An 18,098-nucleotide genomic window follows, 5' to 3' on the forward strand; every position below is an offset into this window, starting at 1 on the left:
GCCCTCTACGCTCGCGAGTGATGGCACAGGTGTGGAAATGCTCGGGGCTGCGGTGGTCGGACGACGGGCCTGTACTGGTGTGGAGCGGCGGGCGGCGCAGTGTGCTCGCGCCGGGCAAGCGCGTCGCCTTCAGGGCGGCCGACGGAGGTGTGCGGGAGTGCGTGGGGGCGCGTGGGCACCCCTGCGCGGTACACGCCTCCGTCTCCGGGCGGAGCACCGGCGCCCGCTGCGAGGAGTGTGGCCGGCTGGACCGGGCGCACTCCGTGGCCGCCGACGGCATCGCCGACGATCCTCGGCCGTACCACGTGTATCTGGCGTGGTTCGGGCCCGGGATGGTCAAGGTCGGGATCACCGGCGTCGAGCGCGGGTCGGCGCGGCTGCTGGAGCAGGGGGCCGTGTGCTTCAGCTGGCTGGGCGCCGGGCCGCTGATGGCCGCGCGGCGGGCCGAGGAGCTGTTGCGGGCCGCGCTCAGGGTGCCCGACCGGATCCCCTACGGCGCCAAGCGCGCCGCACGGGCCGCCCTGCCCGGCAGCGACACCGAGCGGGCCGCCGAGGTCGTCGTGCTCCATGCCCGGGCCCTGGCGCTCGCGGCGTGGCCCGAGGCGCTCGTTCCCGAGCCCTGCCAAGTCGTCGACCATGTGCGGGTGTTCGGCCTCGACGGGGCGCCCGCCGCGGTCGGCGAGGTGGTCGAGCTGGTCCCGGGCGGTGTGGTGAGCGGCGAGCTCGTCGCGGCCGCCGGGCCGGATCTGCATCTCGCCACCCGGCGCGGGGTCGTCGTCCTCGACACGCGCTTGCTGCCCGGGTGGGAACTGACCGCCGCCGGAGCGGGGGGCGACGGTGAACTTGGCGTGCCCGTGCGGGAGTTCTCCGCGCCCCAGGAGGGTCTGTTCTGACCCGTGCCGAACACCCGGGAAGGACCCCGGCGGCAGACCTGCCGAGGTCCGCCCGAATCCATCCGACAGGCGCCCCGTCGCCCGCCCCGGTACGCTCTCATCAGCGGTTCATCGGGCTTTCATCAGCGGATCGGGTCACACACCGGGCGTACATGATCCGCACAGCCCGCAGGCGGGCGCGGTCACGAGTTCGTGCGCATGTGATGGGTTTCCCAGGCGTTCCCTGAGAGGCGCCTGTGTGTTTCTTAGGGAAATCACAGATTAGTGAAAGCGTGTTCTCAGAGGACCCCGACAAGGTGTCCACCATGACCACGACCTCGCCCCAGGGGCGCACCGAACTGCTGAGGCCGGACGGGAGCCCCGTCCGAGTGCTTGTGGTGGACGACGAGCTGTCGATCACCGAACTCCTGTCCATGGCCCTGCGTTACGAGGGCTGGCAGATCCGGAGCGCGGGTGACGGCACGGGTGCCATCCAGACCGCACGGGAGTTCCGGCCCGACGCCGTCGTCCTCGACATGATGCTGCCCGACATGGACGGCCTCACCGTTCTCGGTCGCCTGCGGCGCGAGCTGCCCGACGTGCCGGTGCTGTTCCTCACCGCGAAGGACGCGGTCGAGGACCGGATCGCCGGTCTCACCGCGGGCGGCGACGACTACGTCACCAAACCCTTCAGCCTCGAAGAGGTCGTGGCCCGGCTGCGCGGGCTGATCCGCCGCTCCGGCGCCGCCGACCGGCGGTCCGACTCGGTGCTCGTCGTCGGCGACCTCACCCTGGACGAGGACAGTCACGAGGTCTCGCGGGCCGGGGACTCGATCCACCTCACCGCCACCGAGTTCGAGCTGCTGCGCTTCCTGATGCGCAACCCGCGGCGCGTGCTCAGCAAGGCCCAGATCCTGGACCGGGTGTGGTCCTACGACTTCGGCGGCCAGGCCAATGTGGTCGAGCTCTACATCTCGTACCTGCGCAGGAAGATAGACGCCGGCCGGGAGCCGATGATCCACACCCGGCGTGGGGCCGGTTACCTGATCAAGCCCGCCGCGTCATGAGCGGGCGACGACGGCCGCGTGCGCAGAAGCGACGAGCGGGACAGCCGCGCACCCTGCGGACCCGGCTCGTCGTCGTGTCCGTGACCCTGATAGCCGTGGTCTGCGCGGTGATCGGGACCGTCACCACCCTCGTGCTCCGCGACCACCTGTACGGGCAGCTGAACAGCAACCTGCGCGAGGTGGCACTGCGTGCGGCCGGCGGGCCCGTGGGCGGCTTCGACGGCAAGGGCAGCCCGCCGGCCGGCAACGCCAACAAGCTCAAGCCGAAACAGCCGAAGACCCTCGGCGACTTCGTCACCCAGGGGCCGCAGCCGCAGAAGACCATCGCGGCCCAGGTCGAGAACGGGTCGATCACCAGCGGCAAGGTCGGTACCAAGGAGAACAACTCCGCCGGCTACACCCAGATGACCCCCGACGACCTCAGCGACGCCCAGATCAAGGCGCTCGGTTCCGTCGCCCAGGACCAGCGGCCGCACACGGTCGACATCCCGGGCCTCGGCACGTACCAGGCCCAGTACGTCAAGGGCAACAACGGCACCTTCTACGTCGGTATCCCGACCTCCGACGTCGACGGCACGATCAACACCCTGATCATCGTCGAGATCAGCCTCACCCTCTCCGGCCTGATCGCCGCCTCCCTCGCCGGCACCGTCATGGTCGGTGTGGCCACCCGCCCGCTGCGCAGGGTCGCCAACACCGCCACCCGTGTCTCCGAACTCCCCCTGCACACCGGCGAGGTCAACCTCAGCGAGCGGGTCCCGGAGTCCGAGTGCGACCCGCACACCGAGGTCGGCCAGGTCGGCGCCGCGCTCAACCGCATGCTCAACCACGTGCACGGCGCCCTGCACGCCCGCCAGCAGAGCGAGATGCGGGTACGGCAGTTCGTCGCGGACGCCAGCCATGAGCTGCGCACCCCGCTCGCCTCCATCCGCGGTTACGCCGAACTGACCCGGCGCGGCCGGGAGGAGGTCGGGCCCGACACCCGGCACGCCCTCGGCCGTATCGAGTCCGAGGCCGGCCGGATGACCCTCCTCGTCGAGGACCTGCTGCTGCTCGCCCGGCTGGACGCGGGCCGTCCGCTGCAGTTCGAGCACACCGACCTCATCCCGCTCGTCGTCGACACCATCAGCGACTCGCGCGCGGCCGGCATGGACCACAACTGGCGGCTGGACCTGCCCGACGAGCCGGCCCTGGTGGCCGCCGACGCGGCCCGTATCCAGCAGGTGCTGGTCAACCTGCTCGGCAACGCCCGCAAGCACACCCCGCCCGGGACCACCGTCACCGCTCGTATCCAGCGGCGCGGGCCCTGGATGTGCGTGGACGTCGAGGACAACGGTCAGGGCATTCCGCCGGACCTGCTGCCGCACGTCTTCGAGCGGTTCGCGCGCGGCGACTCCGCGCGGTCGCGGTCCACCGGGTCCACCGGCCTGGGGCTCGCCATCGTGCAGGCCGTCGCGTCCGCGCACGGCGGTGCCGTCACCGTGGACAGCGTTCCGGGCTGCACGGTGTTCACCCTCTATCTCCCCGCGCTTGCCCCGGCGGCTCCCCAGCCGGCCCCCGAAACGAACTGGCAATCGCACTCACAGGCACAGCACAGTGCCACCACATGGGTGCAACAGGGCGCTTGACCAGAGTCGTTCCCATGCGAACCGACTCTTCTCCCGGCACCCTGCCGGCGCGGGAGCACCTCCCGGCCGGAGACGCCGGTACGCCTGTCCTGGACGTAGTGATCCCCGTCTACAACGAGGAGAAGGACCTCGGCCCATGCGTCGTCAGACTGCATGACCACCTCAAGCGCACCTTCCCGTACGCGTTCCGCATCACCATCGCGGACAACGCGTCCACGGACACCACCCCCCAGGTGGCACAGCGCCTTGAGGCGGAGATGGCCGAGGTCAAGTCGTTCCGGCTGGAGCAGAAGGGCCGCGGCCGTGCGCTGCGGACCGTCTGGTCGGCCTCGGACGCGCCGATCCTCGCGTACATGGACGTGGACCTGTCGACCGACCTGAACGCGCTGCTGCCGCTGGTGGCGCCGCTCATCTCCGGCCACTCCGACCTGGCGATCGGTTCCCGGCTGGCCCGCTCCTCGCGCGTGGTGCGCGGCGCCAAGCGGGAGTTCATCAGCCGCTCGTACAACCTGATCCTGCGCGGCTCGCTGCAGGCCCGCTTCTCGGACGCGCAGTGCGGCTTCAAGGCGATCCGGCGCGATGTCGCGCAGGTGCTGCTGCCGATGGTCGAGGACACCGGCTGGTTCTTCGACACCGAGATGCTGGTGATCGCCGAGCGCGCGGGACTGCGTATCCACGAGGTGCCCGTCGACTGGGTCGACGATCCGGACTCGACCGTGCACATCGTGAAGACGGCCACCGACGACCTCAAGGGCGTGTGGCGGGTCGGCAAGGCGCTGGCCACCGGTTCGCTGCCGCTGGACCGGATCGCCCGCCCGTTCGGCGACGACCCGCGGGACCGCGACATCCAGGACGTGCCGAAGGGCCTGGCCCGCCAGCTCGTCGGCTTCTGCGTGGTCGGCGCCCTGTCGACCCTCTTCTACCTGGTCCTGTACAGCCTCTTCCGGCAGTTCTCCGGTTCGCAGATCGCCAACGCGCTCGCGCTGCTGGTGTCGGCGGTGGCGAACACCGCCGCCAACCGGCGCCTCACCTTCGGGGTGCGCGGCCGCGGCGGGGCGGTCCGGCACCAGGCGCAGGGCCTGGTCGTCTTCGGCATCGGCCTGGCGCTGACCAGCGGTTCGCTCGCCGCCCTGAACGCGGCGAGCAGCGACCCCGCGCACTCCACCGAGCTGGCGGTGCTGGTCGCCGCCAACCTCGCCGCGACCGTCCTGCGCTTCCTGCTCTTCCGCGCCTGGGTCTTCCCGGACCGCGACGGCCCCCGGCAGGACTCCTCCACTGTGGTGGCCACGCACAACCCGTCGTCGCCGACGTACTCCACGGCCGCCGGCGGACACCAGCAGCCGGGCCCGCTCCCGCAGCGCCCGGCGCACCAGCCCTACGCCCAGGGCGCCACCACGACCACCCGACTCCGCGCCGGCGAAGCCGCGGACGGCACCTGGAGGGACGCCACCATGCAGTTGCAGCCGGTGCGCCCCCATGACACCGATCCGGGGGATCCCCGATGAGCAGCACCCACACCGACCGTCCGGCCCCGTGGAGCCCGGCCTCCGAGGCTCCCCCGGCGCCCCGGCAGGCGCCGGACGCCCAGGACGTCCACGACGTCCCGGCCCCGCCGGTGCCACGGACGGGCTCGGGCGAGCCCAGGCAGCCCTTCGCCCGCAGACTCTGGCGCGGCCGCCCCGAGGACCCCCGCTGGGCGCGCCCGGCCTTCCTCGGCCTGCTGCTCGTCACCGCGGTGCTCTACTTCTACGACCTGAGCGTCAACGGCTACTCCAACTCCTTCTACTCGGCCGCCGTCCAGGCGGGCACCAAGAGCTGGAAGGCGATGTTCTTCGGCTCGCTGGACGCGGGCAACGCGATCACCGTCGACAAGCCCTCCGCGTTCCTGTGGCCGATGGAGATCGCGGCCCGGATCTTCGGCCTGAACTCCTGGACGATCCTCGGCCCCGAGGTCCTCATGGGCGTCGGCACGGTCGCGGTCGTCCACGCCTCCGTGCGCCGCCGGTTCAGCCCCGCGGCCGGCCTGATCGCGGGCGCCGTGCTCGCGCTCACCCCCGTCGCGGCGCTGATGTTCCGGTTCAACAACCCGGACGCGATGCTGGCCCTGCTGATGGCGCTGGCCTGCTACTTCGTGGTCCGCGCGGTCGAGGACGGCAGGACGAAGTGGCTGGTGTGGGCGGGCGTGGCGATCGGCTTCGCCTTCCTCGCCAAGACCCTGCAGGCGTTCCTGATCCTGCCGGCGCTGGCGTTCGTGTACGCGGCCGTCGGCCCGCACGCGCTGAGGAAGCGGATCGGCCAGCTGGCCCTCGCGACCGGCGCGCTGATCGTCTCGGCGGGCTGGTGGGTGGCGATCGTCGAGCTGTGGCCGGCCTCCTCCCGCCCCTACATCGGCGGTTCGCAGGACAACAGCTTCCTGTCGCTGACCTTCGGCTACAACGGCCTCGGCCGGCTCAGCGGCGACGAGACCGGCAGCGTCGGCGGCGGTGGCGGCGGCACCGGTTCCGGGCAGTGGGGTGCCACCGGCTGGGACCGGATGTTCAACTCCGAGATCGGCAGCCAGATCTCCTGGCTGCTCCCGGCCGCGCTGATCCTGCTGGTCGCGGGCCTGGTGGCGACGCGCAAGCTGAAGCGGACCTCGGTGACCCGGGCCTCGTTCCTGGTCTGGGGCGGCTCGCTGCTGATCACCATGGTGGTCTTCAGCTACATGGCCGGCATCTTCCACCAGTACTACACGGTCGCCCTCGCCCCCTACATCGCCGCGGTGGTCGGCATGGGCGCGGGGCTGCTGTGGGAGAAGCGCGCCGAGCTGTGGGCGTCGATCACCCTCGCCGCCGCCGTGGTCTCGGCCGCGGTCTGGGGCTACGTCCTTCTCAACCGCACCTCCACGTACCTGCCCTGGCTGAAGTGGCTGGTCCTGATCGGCGGTCTGGCCGCCGCGCTCGGCCTGATCTTCGCGGGCCGGATCAGCCGTCGACTCGCCCTCGGGGCGGCCGCGGTGGGCCTGGTGGCCGCGCTGGCGGGCCCGACGGCGTACACCCTCAGCACGGTTGGCTCCGCGCACACCGGCTCCATCCCGACGGCGGGCCCGGCGGGCGCGAGCATGATGGGCTTCGGCGGCGGTCCCGGCGGGGGCGGCGGCCGGGGCGGCATGGGCGGCGGCGGTGGCTTCGGCCAGAACCAGCAGGGCCAGAACGGCAACGGCAACACCCAGAACCAGCAGGGCCAGAACGGCCAGAACGGCCAGCAGGGCTTCCCGGGCGGCGGCACCGCCGGCACCGGTGGCTTCGGCGGTGGCATGCCGGGCCAGAACCAGCAGGGCCAGGGCCAGAACGGCAACGGCAGCACGCAGAACGGCAACGGCTTCCCCGGCGGCGGGCAGATGGGCGAAGGCGGCGGCATGGGCGGCGGCGGTGGCGTCGGCGGCCTGCTGAACGGCGCGACCGTCACCTCCGAGGCCAAGAAGCTGCTGGAGAAGGACGCCTCGAAGTACACCTGGGTCGCGGCGGCCATCGGTGCCCAGAACGCGGCGAGCTACCAGCTGGCCACCGACGACTCGGTGATGGCGATCGGCGGCTTCAACGGCACCGACCCGTCCCCGACGCTCGCCCAGTTCAAGGAGTACGTGGCGGACGGCAGGATCCACTACTTCGTCTCCTCCGGCACCGGCGGTGGCATGGGCGGCAGCAGCAGCGGCACGTCCTCGCAGATCACCTCGTGGGTGGAGAAGAACTTCAAGAAGGTGACGGTCGGTTCGTCCACCTTCTACGACCTGACGCGGAAGGCGAGCAGCAGCTGACGGTTGCCTGATCGGCGAGAGGGCGGTGGCTTCGGCCACCGCCCTTTCGCGTACGTCCGGGGAAACTGCGTTGTACGCCGTATAAGAAGTCTCTTACGGTGTACAACATGACTTCTCAGGGCCACCCCCAGCGCTGGCTGATCCTCGGTGTGATCTGCCTCGCGCAGCTGACCGTGCTGCTCGACAACACCGTTCTGAACGTGGCCATCCCCTCCCTCACCCGGGAGCTGCACGCGGCCACCGCGGACATCCAGTGGATGATCAACGCGTACTCGCTCGTCCAGTCCGGCCTGCTGCTCACCGCCGGCAGCGCGGCCGACCGCTACGGCCGCAAGAAGATGCTGATCACGGGACTCGTCCTGTTCGGCGCGGGTTCGCTGGCCGCGGGCCTGGCCGGCTCCACCACCCAACTGATCGCCGCGCGCGCCGGGATGGGCGTGGGCGGCGCCCTCCTGCTCACCACCACCCTCGCCGTGGTGATGCAGATCTTCACCTCCGACGAACACCCCAAGGCCATCGGCATCTGGAGCGCGGTCAACGCGCTGGGCTTCGCCGCCGGGCCGCTGATCGGCGGGTTCGTGCTCAACCACTTCTGGTGGGGCGCGATCTTCCTGATCAACCTCCCGGTCGCGGCGCTGGCCCTGGCGGCGGTGGTCGTCCTGGTCCCCGAGTCGAAGAACCCGCAGGGCGACCGCCCCGACCTGCTCGGCGCGCTGCTCTCCACCATCGGCATGGCCGCACTGGTCTTCGCGATCATCTCCGGCCCGGAGCACGGCTGGACATCGGCGCGGGTGCTGGTCACGGGGGCCGTGGCGGTGACGGTCCTGGCGCTGTTCGCGTACGGGGAGAGCCGGATCCCCCACCCCATGCTCGACCCCCACTTCTTCCGGGACCGCCGCTTCACGGGTGCCGTGGCCGGTGCGGTGCTCATCACCTTCGGCATGGGCGGCGCGCTCTTCCTGCTCACCCAGCACCTGCAGTTCGTCCTCGGCTACGGCCCGTTGGAGGCCGGCCTGCGCACGGCACCGCTCGCGCTCGCGGTCGTCGCCCTCAACTTCACCGGCCTGTCGGCCAGGTGGGCCGCCAAGCTGGGTACGCCGGTGGCGATAGCCCTGGGGATGCTGCTGATGTCGCTCGGGCTGGTGTCCATCGCCGTACTGGATTCGAGCGGGTACGGCGGCACGCTGCTCGGTCTGCTGCTGATCGGAGCGGGGTGCGCGATCGCCAACCCGGCCATGGCGCACGCCATCATGAGCGCGATCCCTCCGGAGAAGGCCGGGGTGGGGGCCGGGATCAACGGCACGCTGGCGGAGTTCGGGAACGGGTTGGGGGTGGCCGTGCTGGGAGCGGTGCTGAGCTCTTCGGTGGCGTCGGGGAAGTCGCTGTCGGCGGGGCTGGGGGCCGGGCAGTTGGTGGGGGCGGTTGCCGTGGTGGTCGGAGGGTTCGTGGCGGCGGGACTTCTTCGCCGGGCGGAGAGGAATGTCGCCTAGTGGGAAGGGGGTATGTGTCGGATCGCGGGTGCGGGTGGTTCGTGGCCGGTCGCGCCGCGGCGGAGCCGCATATCGAACACGGTCCCGCGCCCCCGAAGGGACGCCGGCGTCCTAGCATCTTCAGAAGTGATCGTGGAGGAAGGTGTCGTGATGGCGCGGGCCAGTGTGTGGCTTGGGGAGAAGACGGGCAAAGGGGGCCGTAGCGGTCAGCCGTCCGGTCTCGACCGGTCCCGTATCACCTCCGTCACCGTCCGGCTCCTGGACTCCGACGGGCTCGACAAGTTCTCCATGCGGCGGCTGGCGGCCGAACTCAACGTGACCGCCATGTCCGTGTACTGGTACGTCGACACCAAGGACGACCTGCTCGAACTCGCCCTCGACGCGGCCTTCGGCGAACTGCGGCTGCCGGAGGCGGCCGACGGCGACTGGCGGGAGCAACTGCGGGCGCTGGCCACGGAGTACCGCGCGCTGCTGGTCCGCCACCCCTGGCTCTCCCCGCTGGCCGGCCGGTACCTCAACGTCGGTCCCCACTCGCTGGCCTTCTCCCGCGTGGTCCAGCAGGTCGTCCGCCGCGCCGGCCTGCCCGCACACGGGGTGACCGGCGCGATCTCGGCCGTCTTCCAGTTCGTCTACGGCTACGGCACGATCGAGGGCCACTTCGCCGAGCGGGTGGCAGCGGCCGGCATGACCCCGGACGAGTACTTCAGCACCGCGATGACCGCGGTGACCGAGGCCCCGGGAACGGCCGCCATCATCGAGGAATCGGCAGACCTCATGGCCGCGAGGGGCGGCGACACGGTCGCCGAGATGCTGGACCGGGACTTCGCCTTCGCCCTGGATCTGCTGATCGCCGGCATCGAAGCGAAGGTGACTCGACCCACCTGAGGGGCGCGGGACCGTGTCCGATATGCGGCTCCGCCGCCGGGCGCGACCAGCCACGAACCACCCGCACCCGCCGACCGACCCGCACCCCCCACCCCTCAGGCCTCCGGCGAGGCCAACCGCGCCGGGAACCCCCCGGTAGCCACCGGCCCCCACTTCTCCGGCGTCACCCGAATGATCGACTTGCCCTGCTTCAGCATCGCCGCCCGGTACTCGTCCCAGTCCGGGTGCTCCCCGGCGATGTTCCGGTAGTACTCCACCAGCGGCTCCACCGACTCCGGCGAGTCGATCACCTCCGCGCTGCCGTCGATCTGGACCCACGGCCCGTTCCAGTCGTCGCTCAGGACGATCACGCTCACCCGCTCGTCCCGCTTGGCGTTCCGGGTCTTGGCCCGCTCGGGGTACGTGGAGGCCACGATCCGCCCGGAGTCGTCGACCCCGCAGGTCAGCGGCGACCCCTGGGGGCTGCCGTCGGCGCGGCGCGTGAGCAGGATCGCGCGGTGGCGGGGCCGTACGAAGTCCAGCAGTTCGTCGAGGGAGACGGCGGTGTTCGTCGCGATGTTCGGTGCCATGCCGTCAGCCTAGGCCGAGGGGACCCGCCCCGCCTGATCGCTGCCTGACCCTGCTGGGCCTACGCCTGCGGCAGGGATTCGCCCTGGACCGCCTGGATCTCCAGCTCGACCTTGAGGGTCGTACCGATGGCCGCGATACCCGCCTGGACGACCTGGTTGTAGTTCATCGCGAAGTCCTCGCGGTGCAGCTCGGCCGTCGCGCGGAACGCGGCCCGCGTGCCGCCCCAGGGGTCGGCGCCGGTGCCCAGGTAGGCGAGGTGGAGGTCGACGGGTCGTACGACACCGCGCATGGACAGCTCGCCGTGGACCGTCCAGCGGTCGGAGCCGGCCGTCGTGAGGCCCGTCGAGGTGTACGTCAACTCGGGGTACCGCTCGACGTCCAGGAAGTCGGCCGAGCGCAGATGCGTGTCGCGCATGCCGTTGCCGGTGTCGATGGAGGCGGCCCGGATGACGGCCTGGACGCGGGACTTGGCGACGTCGTCGGGGGCGATCTCGATGGCCGCCGTGAAGTCGGTGAAGCGGCCGCGGACGCTGGAGATGCCCAGGTGCTGGGCGACCGCGGCGACCGTGGAGTGCGCCGGGTCGGCGGTCCACGGGCCGGGCGGCGGCAGCTCGGTGCCCCCCTGCCGGGCGAGCGTGACCTTGCCGATCTCGGCACGGCCGCTGGCGGTGACGATCGCGCTGGAGGCGGCGGGCGCGTAGCCCACGGCGGTGACGATGACGGTGTACGCCCCGGGCGCGAGCGGGTTCGGGTCCCGTACCGTGCCCTCGTCGTCCGCCTCGACGCGCAGCACCTGCGTGCCGGTCATGTCGGTCACCGTGACGACCGCGTGCGACACGGCCCATCCGTCCCGGGTGCGGATCCTGGCGGTGAGTCCCATCCCGAATTCTCCCTGAAAACCGATCTAGAGGCGTGAAAAGCCCTATAAATTGCACAGATTGCGACGGCCCGGGGCAGCCGATGAACCATCGCTGCCCCGGGCCGGGGTGAACTACTCGCCGGGGTGGGAGAGTTCGATGTCGTGCCCGTCGACACCGGCGCCGGTGACGTTCAGGGCCGTGGCGACCGGCGGGTAGCCCGTCGCGATCACGGTGTAGTCACCGCCGTCCAGGTCGGCGAAGGCGTACGCGCCGTCCAGGCCGGTGGTGGACGTGCCGACCACGTTGCCGGCCGCGTCCACGAGGGTGACGCGGGCGTCGGCCAGCGGCCCGTGCGGGGCCCTCACGACACCCTGGAGCTGGGCGCCGGCGTCCAGGTCGACCTCGATCCGGGTGACCCCGGTGGTGCCGATCTGGACCGGCAGGGCGCGGGGGCGGTACCCGGCCGCGTTCACCGCGACCGTCACCACACCGGGCACCAGGTCGCCGAAGACGAACTGGCCCTGTTCACCCGTGGCCGCGGTGGCCAGCAGGTCGCCGCGCACGTCGGTGACGATCACCATCGCGTCCTTGACCGGCAGGGCGCTGCCCGCGCCCCGCACCACACCGCTCAGCCCGCTGGTGCCGCTGAGCAGGATGTCGTACGGCAGCGGGTCCTCGCCCACCAGGACGGTGGAGGCCTGCGGCTGGTAGCCGTCGGCGGAGGCGATCAGCACGTACGAACCCGCGCCGGGGGCGTCCAGACGGTAGGAGCCGTCGAAGCCCGCGACCGAGCGGCCGAGCTGGCGGCCGGAGAGCGAGATGAGGGTGACCGCGGCCTGGGCGACCGGGGCGCTCTCGGCGCCGCGCACGAAGCCGTGCACCGGGGTGGAGCCGGAGCCCGCCGACTGCTCGGGGGCGGCGATGGTCGCCACGGCGGTGAACTGCCCGGCGGCTTCCGTGGCGGTGTCCGTGGTGCCGCTCACGACCGGGGTGGCCCAGCTGGGGACCGTCTCCTCGGCGGGAGCCGGGACGGCGGCGGCAGCGGCGACCGGAGCGGCCTCGATGCCCTGCTCCTCGGCGGCGGCCTGGGCGAGTGCGCCCTTGGTCCTCAAGGGGACCTCCTTGATGAACAGGCTGATCAGGAACGCGAGGGCCGCGAGGCCTCCGGCGATCAGGAAGACGTCGGCGATGCCGTGGCCGTACGCGCTCTCCATGAGGGTGCGCAGCGGGGCCGGCAGCTTGCCCAGGTCCGGAAGGCTGTCACTGGACGCGCTGGAACCGGCCAGGGCGGCCTGGTACTTGTGCGGGAGGGCGGCGGCGCCCTCCGTCACGTAGTGCGTGATCCGGTGGGCCATCACCGCGCCCAGCGCGGAGACGCCGACCGCACCACCGAGGGAACGGAAGAAGGTGACCGTGGAGCTGGCCGACCCGAGGTCGGAGGGATCGACCTGGTTCTGCGTGCACAGCACCAGGTTCTGCATCATCATGCCGATGCCGAGACCCAGCAGCGCCATGAAGATGGCCATCTTCCAGTACGCCGTGTCGTACCGGATGGTCCCGAGCAGGCCGAGGCCGGCCGTCACGAGCACGCCACCGCTGACCAGCCAGGCCTTCCAGCGGCCGGTGCGGGTGATGAACTGCCCGGAGACGGTGGAGGAGATGAACAGACCGCCGATCATCGGGATCGTCATCACGCCGGACATCGTCGGGGACTTGTCGCGGGCCAGCTGGAAGTACTGGCTGAAGAAGACCGTGCCGGTGAACATCGCGACACCGACGAACAGGGAGGCCATCGAGGCCAGCGTGATGGTGCGGTTGCGGAACAGCCGCAGCGGGATGATCGGTTCCTTGGCCTTCGACTCGATGAGCACGAAGATCAGGCCGAGCACGATCGAACCGCCGATCATGGCGTACGTCTGCCAGGAGATCCAGTCGTACTTGTCACCGGCGAAGGTGACCCAGACCAGCAGCAGCGAGACGGCGGCGGCGACGAAGAACGCGCCGGACCAGTCGACCTTGACGTCCCGCTTCACGACCGGCAGGTGCAGGGTCTTCTGCAGCACGATCAGCGCGACGACAGCGAACGGGACGCCGACGTAGAAGCACCAGCGCCAGCCCAGCCACGAGGTGTCGGTGATGACACCGCCGAGCAGCGGGCCGCCGACGGTGGCGACCGCGAAGGTCGCGCCGAGGTAGCCGGAGTAACGGCCGCGTTCCCGCGGCGAGATCATCGCGGCCATGACGATCTGGGCGAGCGCGGACAGACCGCCGACGCCGACGCCCTGGATGACACGGCAGGCGATCAGCATGCCGGCGTTCTGCGACAGACCGGCGGCCGCGGAGCCCAGGACGTAGATGACCAGGGCGATCTGGACGAGCGCCTTCTTGCTGTACAGGTCGGACAGCTTGCCCCACAGCGGGGTGGTCGCGGTCATGGCCAGCAGGGAGGCGGTCACGACCCAGGTGTAGGCGGACTGGCCGCCGCCCAGGTCGGTGATGATGTGCGGCAGGGCGTTGGTGACGATCGTGGAGGACAGAATCGCCACGAACATGCCGAGCAGCAGCCCGGATATCGCTTCCATGATCTGCCGGTGCGTCATCGGGGCAGCCTGCTCGACGGAGCCTCCCCCGTGCCTTGCATGGGCCCGCACACCGGCTGGTGTGGTCGTTGCCATGGGCTTCCTTTTCTTACGTCTTACGCGGGTGTACGGGTGGTCGATTCGAGTACGGGGGCGATGGTGGGGGCGCGGGCGGCGGAGGCGACCGTGGCCGTGGCGACGGCCTTCGGGGATCCCGGGACCGGCTCGGCCGGCCCCGTCGCGGTCGGCCGCACAGGGACGGTCCGGCAGTCGCCGAAGCTGTCCCGGAGCCGGGTCATCAGCCGGATCAGCTGGTCGACCTCCTCGTCGCTCCAGTCGCCCAGCCGCTCGGTGAGCAGCTCGGTGCTGCGCCGGGACAGGTCCCGCAGTGTCGCCTCGCCCGCGGGGGTGAGGTGCAGGATGCGGGAACGCTTGTCCGCCGGGTCGGGGGACCGCTCGATCCAGCCGCGCTCGGCGACATGCGCCACGTGCCGGCTGGTCACGGACATGTCCACGGCGAGAAGCTCGGCGAGCTTGCTCATGCGCATGGATCCGTAGCGGCCGAGCAGCGTCAGCACGGCCGCGGAACCGGCCGGGCATTCGTGCGGCAGGATCCGCGCGAGGTCCCGCTTCACAGCTCCGACGGCGCTGAGCTGACGCGCCAGCTCCTCGAACTGCGCCTGCTCCGCCATCACACCTCCCGTATTCGTTGCTTGGGGCAACCATAGAATGCTTGGTTGCCACAGGCAAATAAGTAGGGGGGCGCGGGGATAAAAACTTGGCAAAGACAAGTATTGCGAACGTAAACACCCAGGTGAGGCTGGTTGCACTTGTGGGCGGCCCCCCACTTGGGCCGGACCACGGGATTCGCTAGTGTCTCGGGGCATGGCTAACACCCAGGGCCCCCAGGGCAACTACGACCCCGCCGGCAGCACCCAGATGTTCCGCGCGTTCGTCGACGAGGCCCCGCAGACCTCCCAGCAGACGGCGTCCCCCTCCTCCACCGGCGGCCCCCGCATCGGCCTGATCCTCGGCGTCGTCGCCGTGGTCGTCGTGGTCGCGGCGGTGGCCTGGCTGGCACTCAAGTAGTCACTCGCCGCCCGCTCGGCCCCTCGGGCGACACGAGGGCCGGGGCGGCGGCCCGACGAAGAACCCGGGGTCCACTGCCCCGGGCTTTCGTCGTGCCCGCGCGGACGCGCCGGTTCACTTCCAGTCGACCGCCACGACCCGGGTCTCGACATGCATGCCCAGGGGCACACGCCAGTCGTCCACGCAGACCGTCCAGGACCCGCTCGTACGGGAGCCGGGCGCGACCGGGGCCGGCAGGGGCTCCGTCGATCCGATCGTCGCCCAGTCGATGCCGAGCAGGTCGATGATGTGCGTGCCGAGGGCGACCGTGCCGGAACGGACCGCCGTGCCGCCGGAGTTGCGGAACTCGACCGTCACCTTCTCGCACCACCGCTGGTCCGTGGGCTCGCGGGTGGGGGCGCTCCAGGTGAGGGCGGCGGGAGAGGTGCTGGTGGGGGTGGTGCCGGTGGGCGAAGTGGCAGTCGGTCGCGGTGGGTTCGGCGCCGGCGGAGCGGACCGTCGGGGCCGGGTGCCGGCGCGGTGGGAGGCGGCGGGTGACGGTGTCGTGGCCGAGGTCCCCGGGGCGGCCGACCCGGCCGCTGCCGCCGGCCGGCCGTCCTCCGTGGAGGGTGAGCCGTTGGCCGCCCCCGCCGGGGAACCGTCCAGCGGGACCAGCGTCACCGAGCCGGTAGGTCTCGACGACGCCCCCGAGGTCCCCGGTGAGGTGCCGGCCGCCCCCACCGCCGTATAGCCGCCGCTGCCACCGCCCCCGCACGCCGTGAGTGCCGAGGCCAGGCAGACGGCGGCCGCCGACGCTGCCATGACGGCGCCTCGGCGGCCACTCGGTGTCCTACGGAGAAGCATCGCGCCAGTGTGGCTGACACCCCGTCAGTAAGGAACCCGTCGGAACCGGTTCAGTCCGCGATCAGGCCCTCGCGGAGCTGGGCCAGGGTGCGGGTCAGCAGGCGGGAGACGTGCATCTGGGAGATGCCGACCTCGTCGCCGATCTGGGACTGGGTCATGTTCGCGAAGAAGCGGAGCATGATGATCCGGCGCTCGCGGGGCGGGAGCTTGGCCAGCAGCGGCTTCAGCGACTCGCGGTACTCGACGCCCTCCAGGGCCGTGTCCTCGTAGCCGAGGCGGTCGGCCAGCGAGCCCTCGCCGCCGTCGTCCTCGGGGGCCGGGGAGTCGAGGGAGGAGGCGGTGTAGGCGTTGCCCACGGCCAGGCCGTCGACCACGTCCTCCTCGGACACGCCCAGCACGGCGGCCAGTTCGGTGACCGTCGGGGAGCGGTCCAGCTTCTGCGAGAGCTCGTCGCTGGCCTTGGTGAGGGCCAGGCGCAGCTCCTGGAGGCGGCGCGGGACGCGGACCGACCAGGAGGTGTCGCGGAAGAACCGCTTGATCTCGCCGACCACCGTCGGCATCGCGAACGTCGGGAACTCCACGCCCCGTTCGCAGTCGAAGCGGTCGATCGCCTTGATCAGGCCGATGGTGCCGACCTGGACGATGTCCTCCATCGGCTCGTTGCGGCTGCGGAAGCGGGCCGCCGCGTAGCGCACGAGGGGGAGGTTGAGTTCGATCAGGGTGTCCCGGACGTAGGCACGCTCGGGGCTGTCCTCATCGAGTGCGGCGAGGCGCAGGAACAGGGAGCGGGACAGGGTGCGGGTGTCGAGGTTTCCCGAGGCCACCGGGGTTTCCGGGGTCGGAGGGGTCTCCAGCGCCGGGGCGCCGTCGATGCTGTCGAGCACGTCGATGGCGTCGAGCTCCTTGGGCGCTGCCTCGCTCTTCGTGAGCGTAAGCACCTTCGAGCTGCCCTGGTCTGCGGACATGCCACCCCCTTTGGGTCGCGGGACGGTCGCGGCGACGCCCCTCACGAGGAACGGCGCCTTCACCTGAATACCGGAGCCGAAGCCCCGGCAAACGCGCTTCCCGCAGAATGTCACATGTCGGCAACACGCTGTAGTGACATGTCGACATGAGAAATGTGAATCCGCCCTGGATGCAGGGGGTCTGACGGTATTTCGACCCCCAACTGTCGGGAAGTGCGCTGGTGAGCGATTCGCTCGTGACGGTGATGGCTCGATCCTGCTTGCGGTTATGGCCGCACCAAGTCGCCTGAAGCGTGTCTCGGACCGGTAACGGTTCCTGCTGCGGACGCTGCGCCGGTGCGTGCGGCGGGCCGTGCGACGGCGCATGCGCCGTCGCGTGCGGAGGGCCCCGGGGCCGGGCCTGGCGTGGGGCCCGGGGCGGGAGCCGCGGCGGTGGGTGCGGTCAGGCCTCGATGCGGTTGGCCGAGCGCAGTCGCTGGAAGCTGCGGGCCAGGAGGCGGGAGACGTGCATCTGGGAGACGCCCAGCTCCGCGCTGATCTGCGACTGGGTGAGGTTGCTGTAGTAGCGCAGCAGGAGGATGCGCTGTTCGCGCTCCGGGAGTTGGACCAGCAGATGGCGGACCAGGTCGCGGTGTTCCACACCGTCCAGGGCCGGGTCCTCGTAGCCGATGCGGTCCAGCAGGCCCGGCAGCCCGTCGCCCTCCTGGGCGGCCTCCAGGGAGGTCGCGTGGTACGACCGGCCGGCCTCGATGCAGGACAGCACCTCCTCCTCGCTGATCCGCAGCCGTTCGGCGATCTCGGCGGTGGAGGGGGAGCGTCCGAAGGCGGTGGTCAGGTCCTCGGTCGCGCTGTTCACCTGGACCCACAGCTCGTGCAGCCGGCGCGGGACGTGCACGGTGCGGACGTTGTCCCGGAAGTAGCGCTTGATCTCGCCGACGACGGTCGGCATGGCGAAGGTCGGGAACTGCACGCCCCGTTCCGGGTCGAAGCGGTCGATGGCGTTGATCAGCCCGATGGTGCCGACCTGGACGACGTCCTCCATCGGCTCGTTGCGGGAGCGGAAGCGGGCGGCCGCGTAGCGCACGAGCGGGAGGTTCGCCTCGATGAGCGCCGCGCGCACCCGGTTGTGCTCCGGCGTGCCCGGCTTGAGGTCCTTCAGCTGCCCGAAGAGCACCTGGGTCAGTGCCCGGGTGTCGGCGCCCCGCCGTTTCTCCGGGGGTGGCGCGGGGGCCTGGGCGGGCGGCTGGGCGGGTCCTTGGGCGGGTCCTTGGGCGGGGGGCTGGGCAGTGGGGGGAGCGGGGGCGGGCGCCTCTTCCTGGGGCGGCGCAGAACTGGCCGACACGGTCAACGCCACCTCTTCATCGGTCAATCATCCGTCAAAAGCGGTCATAGCATCACAAGACATGTGCACCATGCGCAAGCACCGCATAACGTCGTGTTGAGAGTGAAAGACG

Annotated in this window: 15 protein-coding genes; 8 read left to right on the top strand and 7 right to left on the bottom strand. The window is 71.1% G+C overall.

Annotated elements, in window-relative coordinates; all coding sequences use genetic code 11:
* The first annotated feature begins 20 nt into the window (after positions 1-20).
* From ABZ642_RS11910 to ABZ642_RS11940, 7 genes are all read left to right on the top strand, one after another.
* Positions 21-893, top strand: a complete 873-nt coding sequence (locus tag ABZ642_RS11910; protein ID WP_360481054.1) for a DUF2797 domain-containing protein — start codon at positions 21-23, stop codon at positions 891-893.
* A 305-nt stretch (positions 894-1,198) separates the two neighbouring features.
* Positions 1,199-1,939: a response regulator transcription factor gene (locus ABZ642_RS11915; protein ID WP_234491525.1), complete on the top strand. Its 741-nt coding sequence runs from the start codon at positions 1,199-1,201 to the stop codon at positions 1,937-1,939.
* Entirely contained in the window at positions 1,936-3,567 is a 1,632-nt protein-coding gene (locus ABZ642_RS11920; protein ID WP_360481057.1) for a HAMP domain-containing sensor histidine kinase, read from the top strand. Before ABZ642_RS11915 ends, ABZ642_RS11920 begins: the two co-directional genes overlap by 4 nt.
* Before the next feature lie 14 nt (positions 3,568-3,581).
* Positions 3,582-5,072, top strand: a complete 1,491-nt coding sequence (locus ABZ642_RS11925) for a bifunctional glycosyltransferase family 2/GtrA family protein (protein WP_360481060.1) — start codon at positions 3,582-3,584, stop codon at positions 5,070-5,072.
* Complete coding sequence (locus tag ABZ642_RS11930) at positions 5,069-7,363, top strand: glycosyltransferase family 39 protein (RefSeq protein WP_360481063.1); 2,295 nt, start codon at positions 5,069-5,071, stop codon at positions 7,361-7,363. The genes ABZ642_RS11925 and ABZ642_RS11930 overlap by 4 nt, the downstream gene beginning before the upstream one ends.
* Positions 7,364-7,470: 107 nt before the next feature.
* Complete coding sequence (locus tag ABZ642_RS11935) at positions 7,471-8,853, top strand: MFS transporter (protein ID WP_360481065.1); 1,383 nt, start codon at positions 7,471-7,473, stop codon at positions 8,851-8,853.
* Between the two features lie 150 nt (positions 8,854-9,003).
* The gene (locus ABZ642_RS11940; protein WP_360481332.1) at positions 9,004-9,738 is read left to right on the top strand and encodes a TetR/AcrR family transcriptional regulator; all 735 of its coding nucleotides are present in this window, start codon (positions 9,004-9,006) and stop codon (positions 9,736-9,738) included.
* 95 nt (positions 9,739-9,833) lie between these two features.
* Here ABZ642_RS11940 and ABZ642_RS11945 read toward each other — a convergent pair whose 3' ends face one another.
* The 4 genes from ABZ642_RS11945 to ABZ642_RS11960 all read right to left on the bottom strand — a co-directional run bounded on the left by ABZ642_RS11945 (position 9,834) and on the right by ABZ642_RS11960 (position 14,439).
* Positions 9,834-10,307, bottom strand: a complete 474-nt coding sequence (locus ABZ642_RS11945; protein ID WP_360481068.1) for a PPOX class F420-dependent oxidoreductase — start codon at positions 10,305-10,307, stop codon at positions 9,834-9,836.
* A 59-nt stretch (positions 10,308-10,366) separates the two neighbouring features.
* Positions 10,367-11,188: a YceI family protein gene (locus ABZ642_RS11950; RefSeq protein WP_360481071.1), complete on the bottom strand. Its 822-nt coding sequence runs from the start codon at positions 11,186-11,188 to the stop codon at positions 10,367-10,369.
* A gap of 111 nt (positions 11,189-11,299) precedes the next feature.
* Positions 11,300-13,843 (bottom strand): MFS transporter, encoded by a 2,544-nt coding sequence (locus tag ABZ642_RS11955; RefSeq protein ID WP_360481074.1) that lies wholly within the window; start codon positions 13,841-13,843, stop codon positions 11,300-11,302.
* Positions 13,844-13,863: 20 nt separating this feature from the next.
* Positions 13,864-14,439, bottom strand: coding sequence for a MarR family transcriptional regulator (locus ABZ642_RS11960; RefSeq protein ID WP_360481077.1), 576 nt, complete (start codon positions 14,437-14,439; stop codon positions 13,864-13,866).
* Between the two features lie 193 nt (positions 14,440-14,632).
* On the opposite strand from ABZ642_RS11960, the gene ABZ642_RS11965 reads away from it, so the two are divergent.
* A complete protein-coding gene (locus ABZ642_RS11965) occupies positions 14,633-14,836 on the top strand; it encodes a hypothetical protein (protein ID WP_360481079.1) in 204 nt (67 codons plus the stop codon).
* Between the two features lie 114 nt (positions 14,837-14,950).
* Here the strand turns inward: ABZ642_RS11965 and ABZ642_RS11970 are convergent, their stop codons facing one another.
* The 3 genes from ABZ642_RS11970 to ABZ642_RS11980 all read right to left on the bottom strand — a co-directional run bounded on the left by ABZ642_RS11970 (position 14,951) and on the right by ABZ642_RS11980 (position 17,986).
* Positions 14,951-15,637, bottom strand: coding sequence for a hypothetical protein (locus ABZ642_RS11970; protein WP_360481082.1), 687 nt, complete (start codon positions 15,635-15,637; stop codon positions 14,951-14,953).
* A gap of 92 nt (positions 15,638-15,729) precedes the next feature.
* Entirely contained in the window at positions 15,730-16,644 is a 915-nt protein-coding gene (locus ABZ642_RS11975) for an RNA polymerase sigma factor SigF (RefSeq protein ID WP_360481085.1), read from the bottom strand.
* Between the two features lie 442 nt (positions 16,645-17,086).
* On the bottom strand, positions 17,087-17,986 hold the full coding sequence (locus ABZ642_RS11980) for an RNA polymerase sigma factor SigF (RefSeq protein ID WP_360481088.1): 900 nt from the start codon (positions 17,984-17,986) through the stop codon (positions 17,087-17,089).
* Between the last annotated feature and the right edge of the window lie 112 nt (positions 17,987-18,098).

It is taken from the genome of Streptomyces sp. NPDC007157, from assembly GCF_040634235.1.
Classification (GTDB): Bacteria; Actinomycetota; Actinomycetes; order Streptomycetales; family Streptomycetaceae; genus Streptomyces.

Excerpts from the sequence above, each read along its gene's own strand:
- ABZ642_RS11970 (WP_360481082.1), bottom strand. The coding sequence starts at position 15,637 with ATGGCAGCGTCGGCGGCCGCCGTCTGCCTGGCCTCGGCACTCACGGCG.
- ABZ642_RS11945 (WP_360481068.1), bottom strand. The coding sequence starts at position 10,307 with ATGGCACCGAACATCGCGACGAACACCGCCGTCTCCCTCGACGAACTG.
- ABZ642_RS11910 (WP_360481054.1), top strand. The coding sequence starts at position 21 with ATGGCACAGGTGTGGAAATGCTCGGGGCTGCGGTGGTCGGACGACGGG.
- ABZ642_RS11965 (WP_360481079.1), top strand. The coding sequence starts at position 14,633 with ATGGCTAACACCCAGGGCCCCCAGGGCAACTACGACCCCGCCGGCAGC.
- ABZ642_RS11950 (WP_360481071.1), bottom strand. The coding sequence starts at position 11,188 with ATGGGACTCACCGCCAGGATCCGCACCCGGGACGGATGGGCCGTGTCG.
- ABZ642_RS11975 (WP_360481085.1), bottom strand. The coding sequence starts at position 16,644 with ATGTCCGCAGACCAGGGCAGCTCGAAGGTGCTTACGCTCACGAAGAGC.
- ABZ642_RS11925 (WP_360481060.1), top strand. The coding sequence starts at position 3,582 with ATGCGAACCGACTCTTCTCCCGGCACCCTGCCGGCGCGGGAGCACCTC.
- ABZ642_RS11930 (WP_360481063.1), top strand. The coding sequence starts at position 5,069 with ATGAGCAGCACCCACACCGACCGTCCGGCCCCGTGGAGCCCGGCCTCC.
- ABZ642_RS11935 (WP_360481065.1), top strand. The coding sequence starts at position 7,471 with ATGACTTCTCAGGGCCACCCCCAGCGCTGGCTGATCCTCGGTGTGATC.
- ABZ642_RS11915 (WP_234491525.1), top strand. The coding sequence starts at position 1,199 with ATGACCACGACCTCGCCCCAGGGGCGCACCGAACTGCTGAGGCCGGAC.
- ABZ642_RS11955 (WP_360481074.1), bottom strand. The coding sequence starts at position 13,843 with ATGGCAACGACCACACCAGCCGGTGTGCGGGCCCATGCAAGGCACGGG.
- ABZ642_RS11960 (WP_360481077.1), bottom strand. The coding sequence starts at position 14,439 with ATGGCGGAGCAGGCGCAGTTCGAGGAGCTGGCGCGTCAGCTCAGCGCC.
- ABZ642_RS11920 (WP_360481057.1), top strand. The coding sequence starts at position 1,936 with ATGAGCGGGCGACGACGGCCGCGTGCGCAGAAGCGACGAGCGGGACAG.
- ABZ642_RS11940 (WP_360481332.1), top strand. The coding sequence starts at position 9,004 with ATGGCGCGGGCCAGTGTGTGGCTTGGGGAGAAGACGGGCAAAGGGGGC.